The following is a 13,858-nucleotide window of genomic DNA, read 5'->3' as shown; positions in this document are numbered from 1 at the left end:
GTGGGGCGGTCTCAGATTTAGCGCAAGCCGCGGCGTGAACGGCAGCGACATGCTTGCGTCGTAGGGGCGGCGGAACGGGGCCACGCCGTCGATGGCCTGCGCGATGCAAGATGGGGTGGCTGACCTGGACGCGGCTCCGACGCTGACCGTCGAGGCGATGAGGTTGCTGACGAAGTCATCGTCGAGCACGCTGCGCCGATGCCGCCGCTCGTCCGTAGCCCTCGACCCTTGCGGAGCTCCCGGTTGCACGTCCGCGATCGGACCGGTCGGTGGGGAGCACGGGATGGCTACCGTGTGGTGTGTGCTGGACGATGCTCGTGGGCCTGATCTTCGAGGTACCGAGGACGTGAACGCTTCCGGCAAGACTGCACGCGACGTCGCTGCTGCTCTGGCCTTCGAGTTGCTGGCACCGCTTGGCGACCGGTACCTGCACACGGTCAAGGTTGCGGCTCGCGCAAAGGAGCTGACGCCCGCTGTACCCCAGTCGGACCGTGAGTTACTCGTCGTGGCGGCCTGGTGGCACGATCTTGGGTACGCACCCGACCTCGTCCAGACCGGCTTCCACCCTGTTGACGGCGCCCGATACCTGGCTGCCAAGGGTCACTCACCGCGGCTGTGCGGCCTTGTCGCTCACCACTCGGCGGCGACGTTCGAAGCCGCAGAGAGGGGCCTCGAAGCTGATCTCGAGGAGTGGCCGCGCGAGGAAGGGCCTGTACCCGACGCACTGTGGACCGCGGACATGACGACCGGACCCCGGGGCGAAGAACTCGACTACTCCGAGCGTCTCGCCGAGATTCTCGCTCGGTACGACTCGGACTCGATCGTCGGACGAGCGATGTCGCAGGCACAGCCGTCGATTCAGGCCGCGATCGATCGCACCAGCTCCCGGCTCCGAGCTGGCTAAACGATCTCGGGCTCGCTGCTTGCCCTGAGTGCTGCGTCGATGCGCCGGCGCATTGAGGGATGGATGTCGAGCTCGGGAACGACCGCGACGTCCACCCACTTGGCCGCCTTCGTCTCGACGTCGTCCTGGCGCGGCTCGCCACTGATCACGCGCGCGTGAAAGCACACGGAGAACTCCTGGCGGACCTCACCGTCGTCATAGGCCATGACATGGCCGGGGTCGGTGTAGATGCCAACGAGCCCGGTGACCTCGACGCGGACGCCGGTCTCCTCCTCGACTTCGCGAACCGCGGCCTCGGTCACCGACTCCCCAAGGTCCATGCCTCCTCCTGGCAGCGCCCAACGGTCGTTGTCGATCTTGTGAATCAAGAGGAGGCGCCCCTCGCTGTCTCGCACCGCAGCGGTCACGGATGGGACGAGGCTGTTGGCCCGAGGTGCCTCGGGGTCGTCGTAGTAGTCGATGCGAGCCATGGGGCCATCATCCCTCGGAGGCGGGGAGATGTTGGCTAGGAACCACACGGTGCGCGGGTGGCTAGCTCCTGAACCTTGCTCGGCGCCGACCACTAGGACCAACCAGGCTGGACGTCAGGTCGTTAGACCGCAGCTCGCCACGTCGGCGGATCGGGAGCCACGCGCTCTGCCAGCACCGGGTGGGTGGCCTCAACCTCCTGTCCAGCTCTGCCGCCCGAGCCAACCCAAAGTTGGCCCCTACTCTCGGCGGCATGTTGCCACCAGAGGACAGCTTGACACGGCATGATCGACTCATGGTGGAGGAGCGACCGGTGAGAGTGGCGACGGTTGGGTATGAGGGCGCTACCGCCGAGGAGTTGGTCACGACGGTAGCGGCAGCCGGCGCCACTCTGTTAGTCGACCTGCGTCAGACGCCTCTCTCTCGCAAGGCCGGTCTATCGAAGAGGAAGCTGGCCGACCACCTTGAGCGCGAGGGCGTCTCGTACATGCACATGCCTGCACTTGGGAACCCAAGAGATAATCGCGAGCCATATCGAGTCGGGTGCCCGGAAGCCCGTGAGCGATTCCTCTCAATACTCCGATCGACCACGGGTAGGGCAGCCCTAGACGAATTATGGTCGCTCGCCGCATCCCAATCAGTGGTGCTGCTCTGTTATGAGCGAGATGCGAGTTCCTGCCATCGTGACATGGTTACGAAAGAGCTGGCTCGGCAGGAGCCGTCGCTAAGTGTTCTGCACCTTTAGTCGAAGAGTCGAGGGTCAGGCCGGCTTCCCGATGGCGGCCAGAAGACACCGAGGACTAGAAAGCTCGTGGGATGCTGGTGCTGATTTCCTAAGAAAGAAGTAGGTGTCTCGATTCGTCGAGCAGAGGTCGTGCAGAAACTTGTCGCGCAAGCGACTCGGTAGCTCCGCGGCCGGATACAGTTCGCGCCATGACCGCGCTGCCTGGCCAGCTTCCCAGTCGACAAGAGTTTGTGTGTGGCTGCGACAGTGAGTCGATTGGCATGTATATCGGTACTTCAGCCGGAAGGGAGCGGGTTCTAAGATCGAGCGATCATCGCTAAACAAGTCTCCTTGGGCTGCGAGTTCGGCTAGCCGACGGCGGTCGTCCGTGAACGCCTCATTCGGCTCAACGATCAGGTCGTGCACCGCTCTTGGCTTCACCAAGCCCAGCGACGGGGCCCCGGGCCTTCCCTGTCGGTGCAGAAGTTCGCAAGCGGTAGTCTGGCCAGCGAGCGCATCGAGGTAGGTCCAACGGGCTGCCCAACGTCCACCTGTACCTATTTGATCGCCCAAGACTGCACTCGGAAGCACAGGCTTGTAGCTCTCTGGACGCTTATCAGAAGTGGAACGAAAGGCGTCAAGCGAGACGACCTGATACTTGTGGAAGCGATCGACAAGGGCTAGTTCTCGGTAGGCAACGGGGTAGAGCCTGACCCAACTCGGCGCTGCGGAGTCGATTCGGACCCCGGCTACACATACCGTTTCCCCATAAGTTCGTGACGGTTGAGGATAGGCCTTTACGGTGACGAGCACGCGCATAGAATCGTAACGGGGCACCGCTAGTTTGCTCCTGCGTCTTCGTCTACATCGATAGCCCTACCAGCATCAGTGAGCGTCGCCTTCGAGCTCGGCTCGGCTTGATCGACTTCAAGTGCGGTTGCCTGACGACCCGTCACAGCCTCATATGTCTCTGGGTCGTTCATCTTTCTCGTCAAGAAATCGACCCATGCGTCTGTGTAGACCCAACGTTTGAATGGTTCGTTGTACCTACAGAAGTCTGCCTTCGTCCGTTCTGGATGGTCGGTGCCTTCGGGCGGCCTCACCTCCCAGAATCGCCAGGCCGCGGTGTGGTCGTTCGTCGTAAACTTCTTCTTGATCCGCGCTTGTACTGTTGTCACGACCGTAGTGGGTAGCAAGTCACCAAGACCGGAGACCGGCACTTGCTTCTCACGAATGATCGTCTGCATCTTGTCCATGGCTGCCAGTTGGTCCGCGTCAAGGTCTTCTAGCCGAACGAAACTCATAGCTACGTCGGCCTGAGTCTTCGGCCCGGTCTTCGGAAGAAGGTAAACCCGGAAGTCGTAGCTTTGATCCGCGACAGTGTCGGGGTCAAGAGACGCGTCGAAGTCCTGGACGTAATCCAGCACAGCGCGAGGCACTCGCGACCGAACCTCCTTTACGGCGGCAACCGCATCGCCCGTTATCGTCGACACGAATAGCGGGAACCGCAATTTGTCGGCCAGCCCTTCAGTGGCCCCAAACTTTTCCACGAGGAAGTTCTCGTAATTAAGCAGGAGCGCCTGACTCTTTCCGGCCACGAGAGCTGCAATCTCGTGGTCAAAGCGGTGCTCGATCTTGTTGCGGAGACCGATGAAAAACTCGAGGTTCTTGCGTCTAGGGTCCTGCTCTGACATCACCTCAGAGATCAATAAGGACAATGGCTTCATCAGCCAATCGCCATCCTTCGTCCGTTGGCGCCGTTTCCGCCCGTCCCGAATATATAGGTCGTAAGAGGGGCCGGTCTCCCGCATGTAAAGAGCTTGAATCAACTTCAGCCATGCGAGCGTCATGTGGACGACGAATGCCTCCACTTGCCTATCGTGCACTGAGCGATTGTAGAGATCGACGGCGAGAGTCGCCTCGTTCTTTGATGCGACCATCTGGTGCCACCAATTCGGCCGCCTCGCCATTTCTCTCGCCTTCAGGCTCGTGAGGGTGCATCTCCTGGGCTCGTAGATGGGCCCGTCGAAGGAGAGACTAGATGGATCTACCCCCATGCACGCCGCGAACATGACCTTGGCGTGTCGCAAGGTGGGCCTGCCTCTACTCGCGAGGTCAGATGAACGCGTGGTCGTCTTGACCCTGGCTCGAGCTACGTTGAACCACGCGCCCCTTCGCTGACCCGTTCGGTCCTAGAAGTTAGTCTTTCCAGTCGTCCTCTTGCCGCGTTAGCTTTCCCGCCAACGTGGGCCGTTATCAAGGGCCGCACGGTCTAGTCTGACGTCGGCTCGGCAGGGTGCTGGGGTGCCACAGCTAGCTCAGGGGCGAACGGTGGCGCTTCCCCACTCCCGGTCCTGCCGAGCGCGGGCTCCGTACGGGCGCCCGCCCACACGTCCTCGAAGGACCGCATGTAGTGGTCCCACATCCGCCCACCGGGCACACGCCGCAAGTGGAGGACCGGCGACTCGCCAGCCGGCGCACCGTATGCGTGGCCGTTGACCAGCATGTCCTGGTCGAATCGGAACAGGCTGTTGTAGAGCGTCGTCCCGTGCGTCCGGACCTCGACCCCGCGGACGCCGTGAACCTGTCGCAGATAGCGGCGGTGGAGCTGGATGCGCCCCTGCAAACCGCCGGTCGTGCCCTCCTCCTCGGCGCGGAGCGCGACGGCCGGCGCCTTCTCGTCCGCCAGGAGAATCCGAATCCGGACGCCCTGGGCCGCCTTTTGCGTGATGGTCTCAGTGAAGTCGTACTGCTCGAAGAGGAACGATCCCGCGTACACGAGCACGTCGATGGCCTCGCGAGCCCCGACCATGAGCTGAGCCCACGTGTCGTGCGGGATGGCCGCCCGAGTCGGGTGCAGCGCCAGGAGCTCGGCGACGCTCGCTGACTGCGTGGCCGGCGCGTCGACCACCTCGGGCCAGATGTAGGCCTCATCGACGTCAAGGGCGGACGCCACGGCGACCCGGTGCGTCCGGTGCGGGAGACGTCCCTTCGTGATCCAGCGCTCGACCGTCTTGGCGTCCACGCCGATCCGTTCCGCGAGCTCAGCAGGCCTCAGACCCGCCGAAACGATCGAGCCGCGCAGACGCTGGTTGGTTCCCATGAGGGACTCCTTGGGACGTTTCGTCGCCGATGGGGACACTTTAGGCGAGCGAGGACGTCCCGTCACGTCCCTTCTTGGTGGTGCTGGTGTCCCCCGCCTCCGCCGTCTCCTGGTGATGCACCACACAAGCGGCCCCGCCGCCCGCATCAGGAGTCGAACGAAATGGCGTACGACATCTCCGCACCGATCGACACGAGCCGGCTGGACGCGATTGCGACCGGCCACGGCGCCACCATGGAGCGCTGGGAGGACACCCCGACCGGCCGCCGGTCCTCGGGCCAGCCGCTCATCGACGAGGCCACCGGCGCCCCGGTCCGCATCTACGACGTGATGCTGCCGACCGGCCGCGACGGGCGGCACGAGCTGCACGGCATCCGGGTCGTCTCTCACGAGGTTCCCGAGCTGGCGCCCTACTCGCCCGTGGAGCTGGACGGGCTGTGGGTCCGCGTCAAGCCCGCCCGCAACGGCGGCAAGGGCGTCGAGGTCAGCTTCTCCGCCGAGGCCATCCGGCCCGTGGCCGGCCCTCAGCGTCCGAATCGGCGCGCCGCCGAGGGCGAGGCCGCGTGATGCGCTGGCAGACCCGCGGCACCTGCCGCAACCACGATCCGGAGCTGTTCTTCCCGCCCGACGACGGCCAGGGCCTCGACGACGCGCCAGCCGTGCAGCAGCAGGTGGCCGCCGCCCGCCACGTCTGCCGGTTCTGCCCGGTGCAGAGAGAGTGCCTGGCCTGGGCGCTCGACTCCGGCGAGGACCACGGCGTGTGGGCCGCAACCATCCCCGGTGAGCGTCGGCTGATGCGCCGGCTGCGCCTGGCTGGCGCCTCCGCCTCGTTCGGCGACGCCGCGTCGTGCCCGGCCTGCGCGCTGCTGTTCCCGATGCCCGCGGTCGACGGGGAGCTGTGCCCGGCCTGCGTCGAGCGGAGGGCCGCGTGATGACCCGACAGCTGCCCTGCCCCGGAACGCCCGAGTTCTCCCTCGCCACGGCCTCGATGCACGTCGACACCTCGGCCGCGCTCGACGTGCTCGTCCTGACCTGCCGCGACGGGGACTGCCTCGCGCAGTGGACCCCCGCACCCGTCGAACGCGACGGCCGGCTCGTGATCGCCCTGTCGATCGAGGTCTGCCCGGCCTGCGGCTCCTCCACCTGGGAGGTGACCGAAGTCCAGGTCGCCGGCTCGCCCTCGGCGCAGGTCCGCCGCCGTCGCCAGAACCGCCGCTCCCACCGCTCGTCCCACTCCGGAAGGGGTTTCTGATCATGGCTCGACCGATGCGCGCCACCGGCCTCACGACCGGCGGCTACCACTTCTGCACCGCCTGCCAGGGCTCCGGCTCCTGCGCCCAGCGCACCTGGACCTCCCGCGGCTGGGAGCGCTCCTACGGCAAGTGCGGGGCCTGCAACGGCAAGGGCGGCAAGTTCGCCAACCACGCCCCCAAGGACCGACCCAGCGCCCGCGTCACCCGCCGCGGGCTCGGGGGGCGAGCCCGATGAGAGAGATCACCACCGCGCGACTGTGGCGCGGCCAGACCATCCGCACCCGCGCCGACGTGATGCGCATGGAGCGCCTCCACGAGCGCTCCCGACTCATTCGCTGGAGCCTCACCGCCGGCTGGTGGGCCGGCTGGCTCACCGTCATGACTGTCTGGGCGGCGCTCTACGTGCCCGCACTCGGCGCCGCGCTCACCGTCGCTGCCCTCGCCTGGCTCGCGCTCGGTCCGTGGGGGCTGCTGGTCGTCGTCCTGGTCGGGGCGCTGGTAGCGCGGCTGTGGTCGCGCAGCTCCCCCGCCTCGTGGGAGACCCGGGTGGTCTCGCGGCTGCGCCGGTTCGTGCGCCGCACCCGCTACCGCTGGTCCTGGGACGACGTGTGCGCCGCCACCGGGGTCAAGGCCACCGACGCCTCCCACCGCGTCATCGTCCCCCGCCTGCTCTGGGTGAGCCTCGGTGAGCACGTCGACCAGCTCCACGTCCAGCTCTGCGCCGGCGTCACCCCCGGCGTCATCGCCCGCCAGGCCGACGCGCTGGCCTGCGAGTGGTGCGCCCTCGAGGTCCGCGTCCTGGCCCACCCCACCCGCGAAGGGTGGGTGCTGCTCCGGGTCGTCTACCGCGACATGCTCGCCGAGGACGAGGACGAGCGGGACAACCTGGTTACCCCGGACTTCCAGTGGGCAAGGGTCGGGCGGCGCGAGGACGGCGAACCCTGGTGGCTGCGCCTGATGGGCACCCACGTCCTGATCGCCGGGCTGACCGGCGCCGGCAAGTCCGGGCTGGTCGCCTGCATCATCCGCGCCCTCGCGCCGGCCATCGCGGCCGGGAAGGTGCGCCTGGTCGGGGTCGACCCCAAGGGCGGCATGGAGTACCGCATGGTCTCCGAGCTGTTCTACATGCTCGCCTACGGCGACGACGAGCACCTCGTGGCCGCCCTCGAGTTCGCGGCTGACCTGATGCGCCAGCGCGCCGAGGCGCTGGGCGGGAACGTGCGGAAGCTGCTCGCGCGGATGTTCGGCGACTACCCGCTCTACGTGATCCTCGTCGACGAGCTGCTCGCGCTGACCACCTACATCGCCAACCGCGAGCTCAAGGATCGCGCCAGCGCCGCCGTGCGCCGGATGCTCTCCCAGGGCCGCGCGCCGGGCGTCGTGGTCATCGGGTGCGTGCAGGACCCCCGCAAGGAAGTCCTGTCGTTCCGCGACATGTTCGGCTACCGCGTCGCCCTGCGGCTGGACTCCGACGTCGAGACCCGCATGGTCCTCTCCGACTCGGCGTACGACCGCGGTGCGCGCTGCGACGCCATCCCAGAGGCCTGCCCCGGGATGGGGTTCGTCGTCGACGAGGACGGCGGCAAGCGCCAGCCGATCAAGGTCCGCGCCGACTGGGTGTCCGACGCCGAGCTCGCCTACCTGGCCGCCGAGTATCCGGCGCCCGAGCGGGTCGACGTCCCTCCGCTCGCCACCCGCGCCAAGCGCTCCGGGGGCTCCACCTCGGGAGGGCAGGCGGCATGAGGCAGACCGGCCTGATCAACATCATCTGCATCACCGGCGCCAGCACGCGCGGCCGCTCAGGAGGCCTCGGCGCACTCGTCGGCCTGATCGCGCTGGTCGTCCTCGGTGTGGCCGGCTACCGCGCTCTGGACGCCGGAGTCCGCGGCATCACCGCCACCACCGCCGAGGCCAACCGCGTCGTCGGCTGGGGCGTTGCCATCGTCCTGGTCCTCGGCGCCCTCACGGCCGCCGGCTGGGTCCTACTAGCTCGACGACGCGCCCTCCGCGAGGCGCCCGTGGTGGAGGCCTTCACCGCCGCCACCGACTGCGCCCTCGAAGCCCATCGCCAGCGCCAGCTCGCGCCCCAATCCCAGCCGGAGCCTCGCCAGCTCCACCACGTCCACGCGGTCCGACTCGACCGCGCCGAGCCCGGAGGGAAGCGCCCGTGATCGCCGCCGTCATCATCGCCGCCCTGCTCACGGTGATCGCCGCCCAGACCCGTGCCGTCGGCGCCGCCGTCGTCCTCGGCGTCATCACCGTCGCCCTGCTCGCCGTCGTCGCCCCCGGCCTCGTCACCGGCACCGGCGACGTCCTGGGCGCCATCGCCACCGGCATCGGCGACGCCCTCTCCGCCGCCTCGGCTGGAGCGCGCACATGATCGAGGAGCTGTGGTACCCGCTCGACCGCGCAGCCCGCGGCATCAGCCAGGCCAACCACGTCTCGTACCACGGCCTGGTCGACGTGCACGCCGTCCACTCGGCGGTCTTCCAGCTCGACACCATCGCCGGTCGCCTGCCCCAGCTCCTGCGCTACCTCGGCCGCTGTGTTGGGCGTGCGGAGGCGGCCCGCGTCCGCGACGACCGCGGCTCTGATCCCGCTATGACGTTGCTCGAGGCGCAGTCGGAGCTCGACGAGGCCGCAGCCGCCCTCGAGCCCGTGACGGCCCACCTCGAGCGAGCCCTCGGCCAGCTCACGCACCTCGCACGACGGAACCAGGAGGACTAGCCATGACCACCCACGATGTCGTCCGGCCCGTTGGTGAGCGACCGAGGGCCGCGACACGGTCGACCCGCCCCGAGCGTCTCTGGGGCGCCGAGGACGTCGCGAGCTTCCTCTGCGTCCCGCTCCGGACGATCTACCAGTGGCGCTACACCAAGTACGGCCCGCGCGGCAGGCGTGTGGGCCGGTACCTGCGCTACGACCCCGCCGAGGTCCGAGCGTGGTTCGAGGGCCTTGACGACACCGAGCGGGGCTGATCGGCCATGCCACGACCCTCGATCCCGATCGGGAGCTACGGGCAGATCACCGTCCGCGGGGAGCCCGGCAACTACGTCGCACGAGCGCTGTTCCGTGACCTGGATGGCCAGGCCCGGCAGGTCGAGCGCCGGGGCACCAGCAAGACCAAGGCCAGGGACAACCTCAAGGCGGCGCTCAAGGACCGAGCACGAACTGGCACAGGAGTCACCGCGGAGACCAGGATTCGCGAGGTCGTCCCCGAGTGGCTGAAGAAGATCGACGTGGCGGCCGAAGCCGGCGACCGGTCTCCGAGCACGGCCGAGCACTACCGGCGCCAGCTCGACCGGATCATCCTCCCCGGCGTCGGTGAGCTGAGGCTGCGAGAGGCCACCGTTCCCGTCCTCGACGCGTTCATCCAGACCGTGCGAACGGAACGGGGCCCGGCCGCCGCGAAGCTCACGAGGACGGTGCTCTCGGGCGTGCTCGGGGTCGCCGTGCGGCACGGAGCGATCCCCTCGAATCCGGTGCGGGACGTCGGCCGCATCAACACCAATCGACGCAAGGCGACGCGGGCGCTCACCTTCGACGAGTGCCGTGCCTGGCTCAAGCAGCTCAGGGCGGACGAGACAGCGGTCGAGAAGGATCTCCCTGACCTGTGCCTGTTCATGATCGGAACCGGGGTCCGTGTCGGTGAGGCGCTGGCCGTGGACTGGTCGGAGGTGGACCTCGACGCCGGAACCGTCGACGTCGGGCACACGCTCATCCGTGTCACGGGTGTCGGCCTGGTCCGCAAGACCACCAAGACCGAGACCGGTGAGCGGCTCCTGATCCTGCCGGGGTTCCTCCGCTCGATGCTGGGGCGGCGTTACCGAGCCGGCGACGCCGAGGGACCGGTCTTCCCGGACACCCTCGGCGGATACCGCGACCCGTCCAACACGCGCCGGGCCTTCCGCGAGGCCCGAGGCAGCGACGGCTTCGCCTGGGTGACCACCCACGTGTTCCGGCGGACCTGCGCCACGATCCTCGACTACGCCGGCCAGAGCCCTCGCGCCATCGCCGACCAGCTCGGTCACGCCCACGTCTCGATGACCCAGAACCACTACCTGGGGCGACGGATCGCCAACCCCGGCGCGGCCGCGGCCCTCGACGCCTGGCACGACGAGGAGGAATCCGGTGAGTAAGACGTGGGTCGATCACTGCGGTCACAACCCAACAACTCGCCTGAGCTGCGACGATGGAGCCGGCGCGGGGAATCGAACCCCGGACCTTTCGCTTACAAGGCGAGCGCTCTGCCGATTGAGCTACGCCGGCACGCGGGCCATCGTACGAGAGCCGGAGCCCGCGGAGAGACCCCGCCCACAGGCGCGGGGCCGTAACCTCGTGCGTCGGCACGGTGGGCGGGCGGGGGCCCCTGGCGGGCCCGGTCGGGTGGGACGTGGGGCACGTCCCGGCCCGGCAACCACGATCGACTCCCACACGTCTGCGCAGGTGGCTGGATGAAGATTCCCGGCGTGCACCGTCCGCGGCCCGAGCACACCGGAGAGCGAGGAGAGGAAGGTCCGCCCGTGGGGGTGGCCCAGCGAGCACGAGGCTCGCTCCGTCGACAGTTCCCCGTCACACCCGACCTGCGGCGCTCCGTGGACGCGCCGACGGTCCGCGACAACCTCCTGCCGGCCGTCACCGGCCCTCAGGTCGCCGAGGACGCGCTGGTCCTGCGCGTGCTCGACCTCGCGCTGCGCATCGGCGAGGTCCAGCTCGCGACCGGTGCCGGCGCGGCCGTCGCCCACGACACGATGATCGAGATCGCGCGCGCCTACGGCCTGCCGACCTGCGACGTCGACATCGCGTTCTCGACGATCACCATGTGCTGCCACCGCGGCAACGAGGCCGGTCCGGTGACGACGATGCGCAACGTCCGCTACCGGACCCAGGACTACACGCGCCTCACCGAGGTCGACGACATCATCACCGCCATCGTCGACCGCGAGGAGCCGACGCCCGTCGAGGAGGCGACCACCCGGCTCGGCAACGCCGTGCGGGCGAACCACCCGTACCCGCGCTTCGTCGCGGGGATCGCGCGGTCGCTGTTCGCCGGGGCGGTCGCGTTCCTGCTCGGCGGCGGCTGGGTCGTCGCCGCGCTGGCCACCGTCGCGACGGGCGTCATCTGGGCGGTCGCGCGCTGGCTGGGCCGGCGCGGGGTGCCCATGTTCTTCCAACAGATGGTCGGTGCCGCCATCGTCACGCTCAGCGCGACGTCGCTGGCCTGGACCGGCACGCTCGACGACTCGCCGGTCTTCGTCATCGCGGCCGGGATCGTCGTGCTGCTCTCGGGGCTGTCGCTGGTCGGCCTGGTGCAGGACGCCATCTCGGGCTTCCCGCTGACGGCCGCGGGGCGCGTCGTCGAGGTCGTCATCGCGTCGGCCGGGCTGCTGGTCGGGGTCGTCGTCAGCATCAAGCTCGTCGGCACGATCCTGGGCACCGACGCCGGCGCCTACGCGGCCGTGGTCCCGCCGGGGCCGCTGCCGTCGCTGCACCCGCTGTCGCTGTTCGCGGCCGCGGCGGCCGGGATGCTCTTCGCCCTCTCGGCCTACGCGCCGTGGCGGTCGCTGCCGCTGGCCGCGCTGGCCGGGGCGACGGCGTGGGCCGCCTACGCGATCCTCGGCCTGGTCGGGGCGGGCGAGGTCGTCGCCGCCGCGCTCGCGGCCGCGGCGCTGGGCCTCGTGGCGATGCTCCTGCCCCGCGCACTGGGTACACCTCCGTTGGTGCTGGTGATCGCCGGGATCACGCCGCTCCTGCCGGGTCTGACGATGTACCGCGGGTTCTCCCAGCTCGCGTACGGCAGCGTCGCCCAGGGCGCGGTGACGATCCTGCTGGCCCTGACCTTCGGTCTCGCCCTCGCGGCCGGGGTCTCGGTCGGGGAGCAGATCGGCTGGCCCCTGCAGCGGCTGGTCCGCCGTCTGCTGCCCGGAGTCACCGCGGAGGACAGAGCACGTGACGCACGCCGAGGACGCCCCCGGGTCTTCTGACCTGCTGGTGGTGGCCAACCGGTTGCCCTTCGACCTCGACGAGGACGGCGAGTGGCGCCGCGCCCCGGGGGGCCTGGTCACCGCACTCGAGCCGACGCTGCGCTCGCGCGGCGGCGCGTGGGTGGGGTGGCCGGGCAAGCCCGACGTCGCGCCGTCCGCGTTCGACGACGAGGGCATGGCCATCCGCCCGGTGCCGATCAGCGCCGACGAGGTCGCCGCCTACTACGAGGGCTTCGCCAACGCGACCCTCTGGCCGCTCTACCACGACGTCGTGGCGAGGCCGCGGTTCGAGCGCTCCTGGTGGGAGGCCTACCGGACGGTCAACGAGCGCTTCGCCGCGGCCGCCGCCGACGCCGCGGCCGAGGGCGCGACCGTCTGGGTGCAGGACTACCAGCTCCAGCTCGTCCCGCAGATGCTGCGGGACCGGCGCCCGGACCTGCGCATCGGCTTCTTCCTGCACATCCCCTTCCCGCCCGCCGAGCTGTTCGCCCAGCTGCCGTGGCGGCGCCCGGTGGTGGAGGGCCTGCTGGGGGCCGACGTCGTCGGGTTCCAGACGGTCGGGGGCGCCGAGAACTTCCGGCGCGTCGCCGCCCGGCTCACCGACGCGACGGCCGACGACGCCCCGATCACCGTGAACGGCGGGTCGGGGCACGTCACCGCGCCGGACGGGCGCACGATCACCGTCGGCGCGCACCCCATCTCCGTCGACGCCGGGCACCTCGACGAGACGGCCCGCGGCGACGAGGTCGCCGAGCGGGCGCGGTCTCTGCGCCACGAGCTCGGCGACCCGCGCACGGTCCTGCTCGGGGTGGACCGCCTCGACTACACCAAGGGCATCGACGTCCGCCTGCAGGCGTTCGCCGAGACGCTCGAGGACGGGCGGCTCGATCCCGCCGAGACCGTGCTCATCCAGGTGGCGACGCCGAGCCGCGAGCGCGTCGAGCACTACGCCGAGATGCGCGACGACATCGAGCTCACCGTCGGGCGCGTCAACGGCGAGTACGGCTCGATCGGCCACCCCGTGATCCACTACGTGCACCGGTCGACCCCCCGCGACGAGCTCGTCGCCTTCTACCGGGCCGCCGACGTCATGCTCGTGACGCCCTACCGCGACGGCATGAACCTCGTCGCCAAGGAGTACGTCGCCTCGCGCCCCGACGGCGACGGTGCGCTGGTGCTCTCGGAGTTCACCGGCGCCGCCGACGACCTGGGCGAGGGCGCGTTCCTCGTCAACCCGCACGACATCGACGCGGTCGGCGACGCGATCGTCACCGCGGCGTCGCTGGACCACGAGGAGTCCCGCCGCCGGATGGGCCTCATGCGCGAGCAGGTGCTGGCCAACGACGTCGAGCGCTGGGCCGCAGGGTTCCTCGAGGCGCTGGGCGTCGGGTCCTGACGGTTACTGGCTGGTATCGCTCGCCG

At 69.1% G+C, this 13,858-nt stretch carries 17 protein-coding genes and 1 tRNA gene; 14 read left to right on the top strand and 4 right to left on the bottom strand.

Features of this window, described 5'->3' with window-relative positions; translation table 11 throughout:
- The first annotated feature begins 301 nt into the window (after positions 1–301).
- Entirely contained in the window at positions 302–904 is a 603-nt protein-coding gene (locus tag PH190_RS05630) for an HD domain-containing protein (RefSeq protein WP_274230514.1), read from the top strand.
- Here PH190_RS05630 and PH190_RS05625 read toward each other — a convergent pair.
- Positions 901–1,374 (bottom strand): NUDIX domain-containing protein, encoded by a 474-nt coding sequence (locus tag PH190_RS05625; RefSeq protein WP_274230513.1) that lies wholly within the window; start codon positions 1,372–1,374, stop codon positions 901–903. The genes PH190_RS05630 and PH190_RS05625 overlap by 4 nt on opposite strands.
- Before the next feature lie 251 nt (positions 1,375–1,625).
- Between PH190_RS05625 and PH190_RS30730 the strand changes: the two genes are divergently transcribed.
- Entirely contained in the window at positions 1,626–2,117 is a 492-nt protein-coding gene (locus PH190_RS30730) for a DUF488 domain-containing protein (protein ID WP_420791586.1), read from the top strand.
- Between the two features lie 818 nt (positions 2,118–2,935).
- On the opposite strand, the gene PH190_RS05620 is transcribed toward PH190_RS30730, so the two are convergent.
- Together PH190_RS05620 and PH190_RS05615 are read right to left on the bottom strand one after the other, a co-directional pair.
- On the bottom strand, positions 2,936–4,168 hold the full coding sequence (locus PH190_RS05620) for a DUF3644 domain-containing protein (RefSeq protein ID WP_274230512.1): 1,233 nt from the start codon (positions 4,166–4,168) through the stop codon (positions 2,936–2,938).
- 200 nt (positions 4,169–4,368) lie between these two features.
- Positions 4,369–5,199, bottom strand: coding sequence for a helix-turn-helix domain-containing protein (locus tag PH190_RS05615; RefSeq protein ID WP_274230511.1), 831 nt, complete (start codon positions 5,197–5,199; stop codon positions 4,369–4,371).
- A 162-nt stretch (positions 5,200–5,361) separates the two neighbouring features.
- Between PH190_RS05615 and PH190_RS05610 the strand changes: the two genes are divergently transcribed.
- Genes PH190_RS05610 through PH190_RS05565 form a run of 10 tightly spaced genes read left to right on the top strand, consistent with a single transcriptional unit; the run spans position 5,362 to position 10,591 of the window.
- Entirely contained in the window at positions 5,362–5,766 is a 405-nt protein-coding gene (locus PH190_RS05610) for a hypothetical protein (RefSeq protein WP_274230510.1), read from the top strand.
- Positions 5,766–6,131 carry a WhiB family transcriptional regulator gene (locus tag PH190_RS05605; protein ID WP_274230840.1) on the top strand — a complete coding sequence of 122 codons (366 nt, stop codon included), beginning with the start codon at positions 5,766–5,768 and terminating at the stop codon, positions 6,129–6,131. Before PH190_RS05610 ends, PH190_RS05605 begins: the two co-directional genes overlap by 1 nt.
- A complete protein-coding gene (locus PH190_RS05600) occupies positions 6,128–6,451 on the top strand; it encodes a hypothetical protein (protein WP_274230509.1) in 324 nt (107 codons plus the stop codon). The genes PH190_RS05605 and PH190_RS05600 overlap by 4 nt, the downstream gene beginning before the upstream one ends.
- 2 nt (positions 6,452–6,453) lie before the next feature.
- Complete coding sequence (locus PH190_RS05595) at positions 6,454–6,687, top strand: hypothetical protein (RefSeq protein ID WP_274230508.1); 234 nt, start codon at positions 6,454–6,456, stop codon at positions 6,685–6,687.
- A complete protein-coding gene (locus tag PH190_RS05590) occupies positions 6,684–8,195 on the top strand; it encodes an FtsK/SpoIIIE domain-containing protein (protein ID WP_274230507.1) in 1,512 nt (503 codons plus the stop codon). Before PH190_RS05595 ends, PH190_RS05590 begins: the two co-directional genes overlap by 4 nt.
- Complete coding sequence (locus PH190_RS05585; RefSeq protein ID WP_274230506.1) at positions 8,192–8,623, top strand: hypothetical protein; 432 nt, start codon at positions 8,192–8,194, stop codon at positions 8,621–8,623. Before PH190_RS05590 ends, PH190_RS05585 begins: the two co-directional genes overlap by 4 nt.
- A complete protein-coding gene (locus PH190_RS05580) occupies positions 8,620–8,832 on the top strand; it encodes a hypothetical protein (RefSeq protein ID WP_274230505.1) in 213 nt (70 codons plus the stop codon). The genes PH190_RS05585 and PH190_RS05580 overlap by 4 nt, the downstream gene beginning before the upstream one ends.
- On the top strand, positions 8,829–9,179 hold the full coding sequence (locus PH190_RS05575; protein ID WP_274230504.1) for a hypothetical protein: 351 nt from the start codon (positions 8,829–8,831) through the stop codon (positions 9,177–9,179). The genes PH190_RS05580 and PH190_RS05575 overlap by 4 nt, the downstream gene beginning before the upstream one ends.
- Positions 9,180–9,181: 2 nt before the next feature.
- A complete protein-coding gene (locus PH190_RS05570) occupies positions 9,182–9,430 on the top strand; it encodes a helix-turn-helix transcriptional regulator (protein ID WP_337993794.1) in 249 nt (82 codons plus the stop codon).
- Between the two features lie 6 nt (positions 9,431–9,436).
- Entirely contained in the window at positions 9,437–10,591 is a 1,155-nt protein-coding gene (locus PH190_RS05565) for a tyrosine-type recombinase/integrase (RefSeq protein ID WP_274230503.1), read from the top strand.
- 54 nt (positions 10,592–10,645) lie between these two features.
- Here PH190_RS05565 and PH190_RS05560 read toward each other — a convergent pair.
- Positions 10,646–10,721, bottom strand: a tRNA-Thr gene (locus tag PH190_RS05560).
- A gap of 326 nt (positions 10,722–11,047) precedes the next feature.
- On the opposite strand from PH190_RS05560, the gene PH190_RS05555 reads away from it, so the two are divergent.
- Together PH190_RS05555 and PH190_RS05550 are read left to right on the top strand one after the other, a co-directional pair.
- Positions 11,048–12,436 carry a threonine/serine exporter family protein gene (locus PH190_RS05555; RefSeq protein WP_274230502.1) on the top strand — a complete coding sequence of 463 codons (1,389 nt, stop codon included), beginning with the start codon at positions 11,048–11,050 and terminating at the stop codon, positions 12,434–12,436.
- On the top strand, positions 12,402–13,832 hold the full coding sequence (locus PH190_RS05550) for an alpha,alpha-trehalose-phosphate synthase (UDP-forming) (RefSeq protein ID WP_274230501.1): 1,431 nt from the start codon (positions 12,402–12,404) through the stop codon (positions 13,830–13,832). The genes PH190_RS05555 and PH190_RS05550 overlap by 35 nt, the downstream gene beginning before the upstream one ends.
- The last annotated feature ends 26 nt before the right edge of the window (positions 13,833–13,858 follow it).

Origin of the sequence: Actinomycetospora straminea (assembly GCF_028737255.1) — a bacterium.
GTDB classification, from domain to species: Bacteria; Actinomycetota; Actinomycetes; order Mycobacteriales; family Pseudonocardiaceae; genus Actinomycetospora; species Actinomycetospora straminea.
Note: the sequence above shows the minus strand (reverse complement) of the source record. Positions and strands in the feature narration are given on the sequence as shown.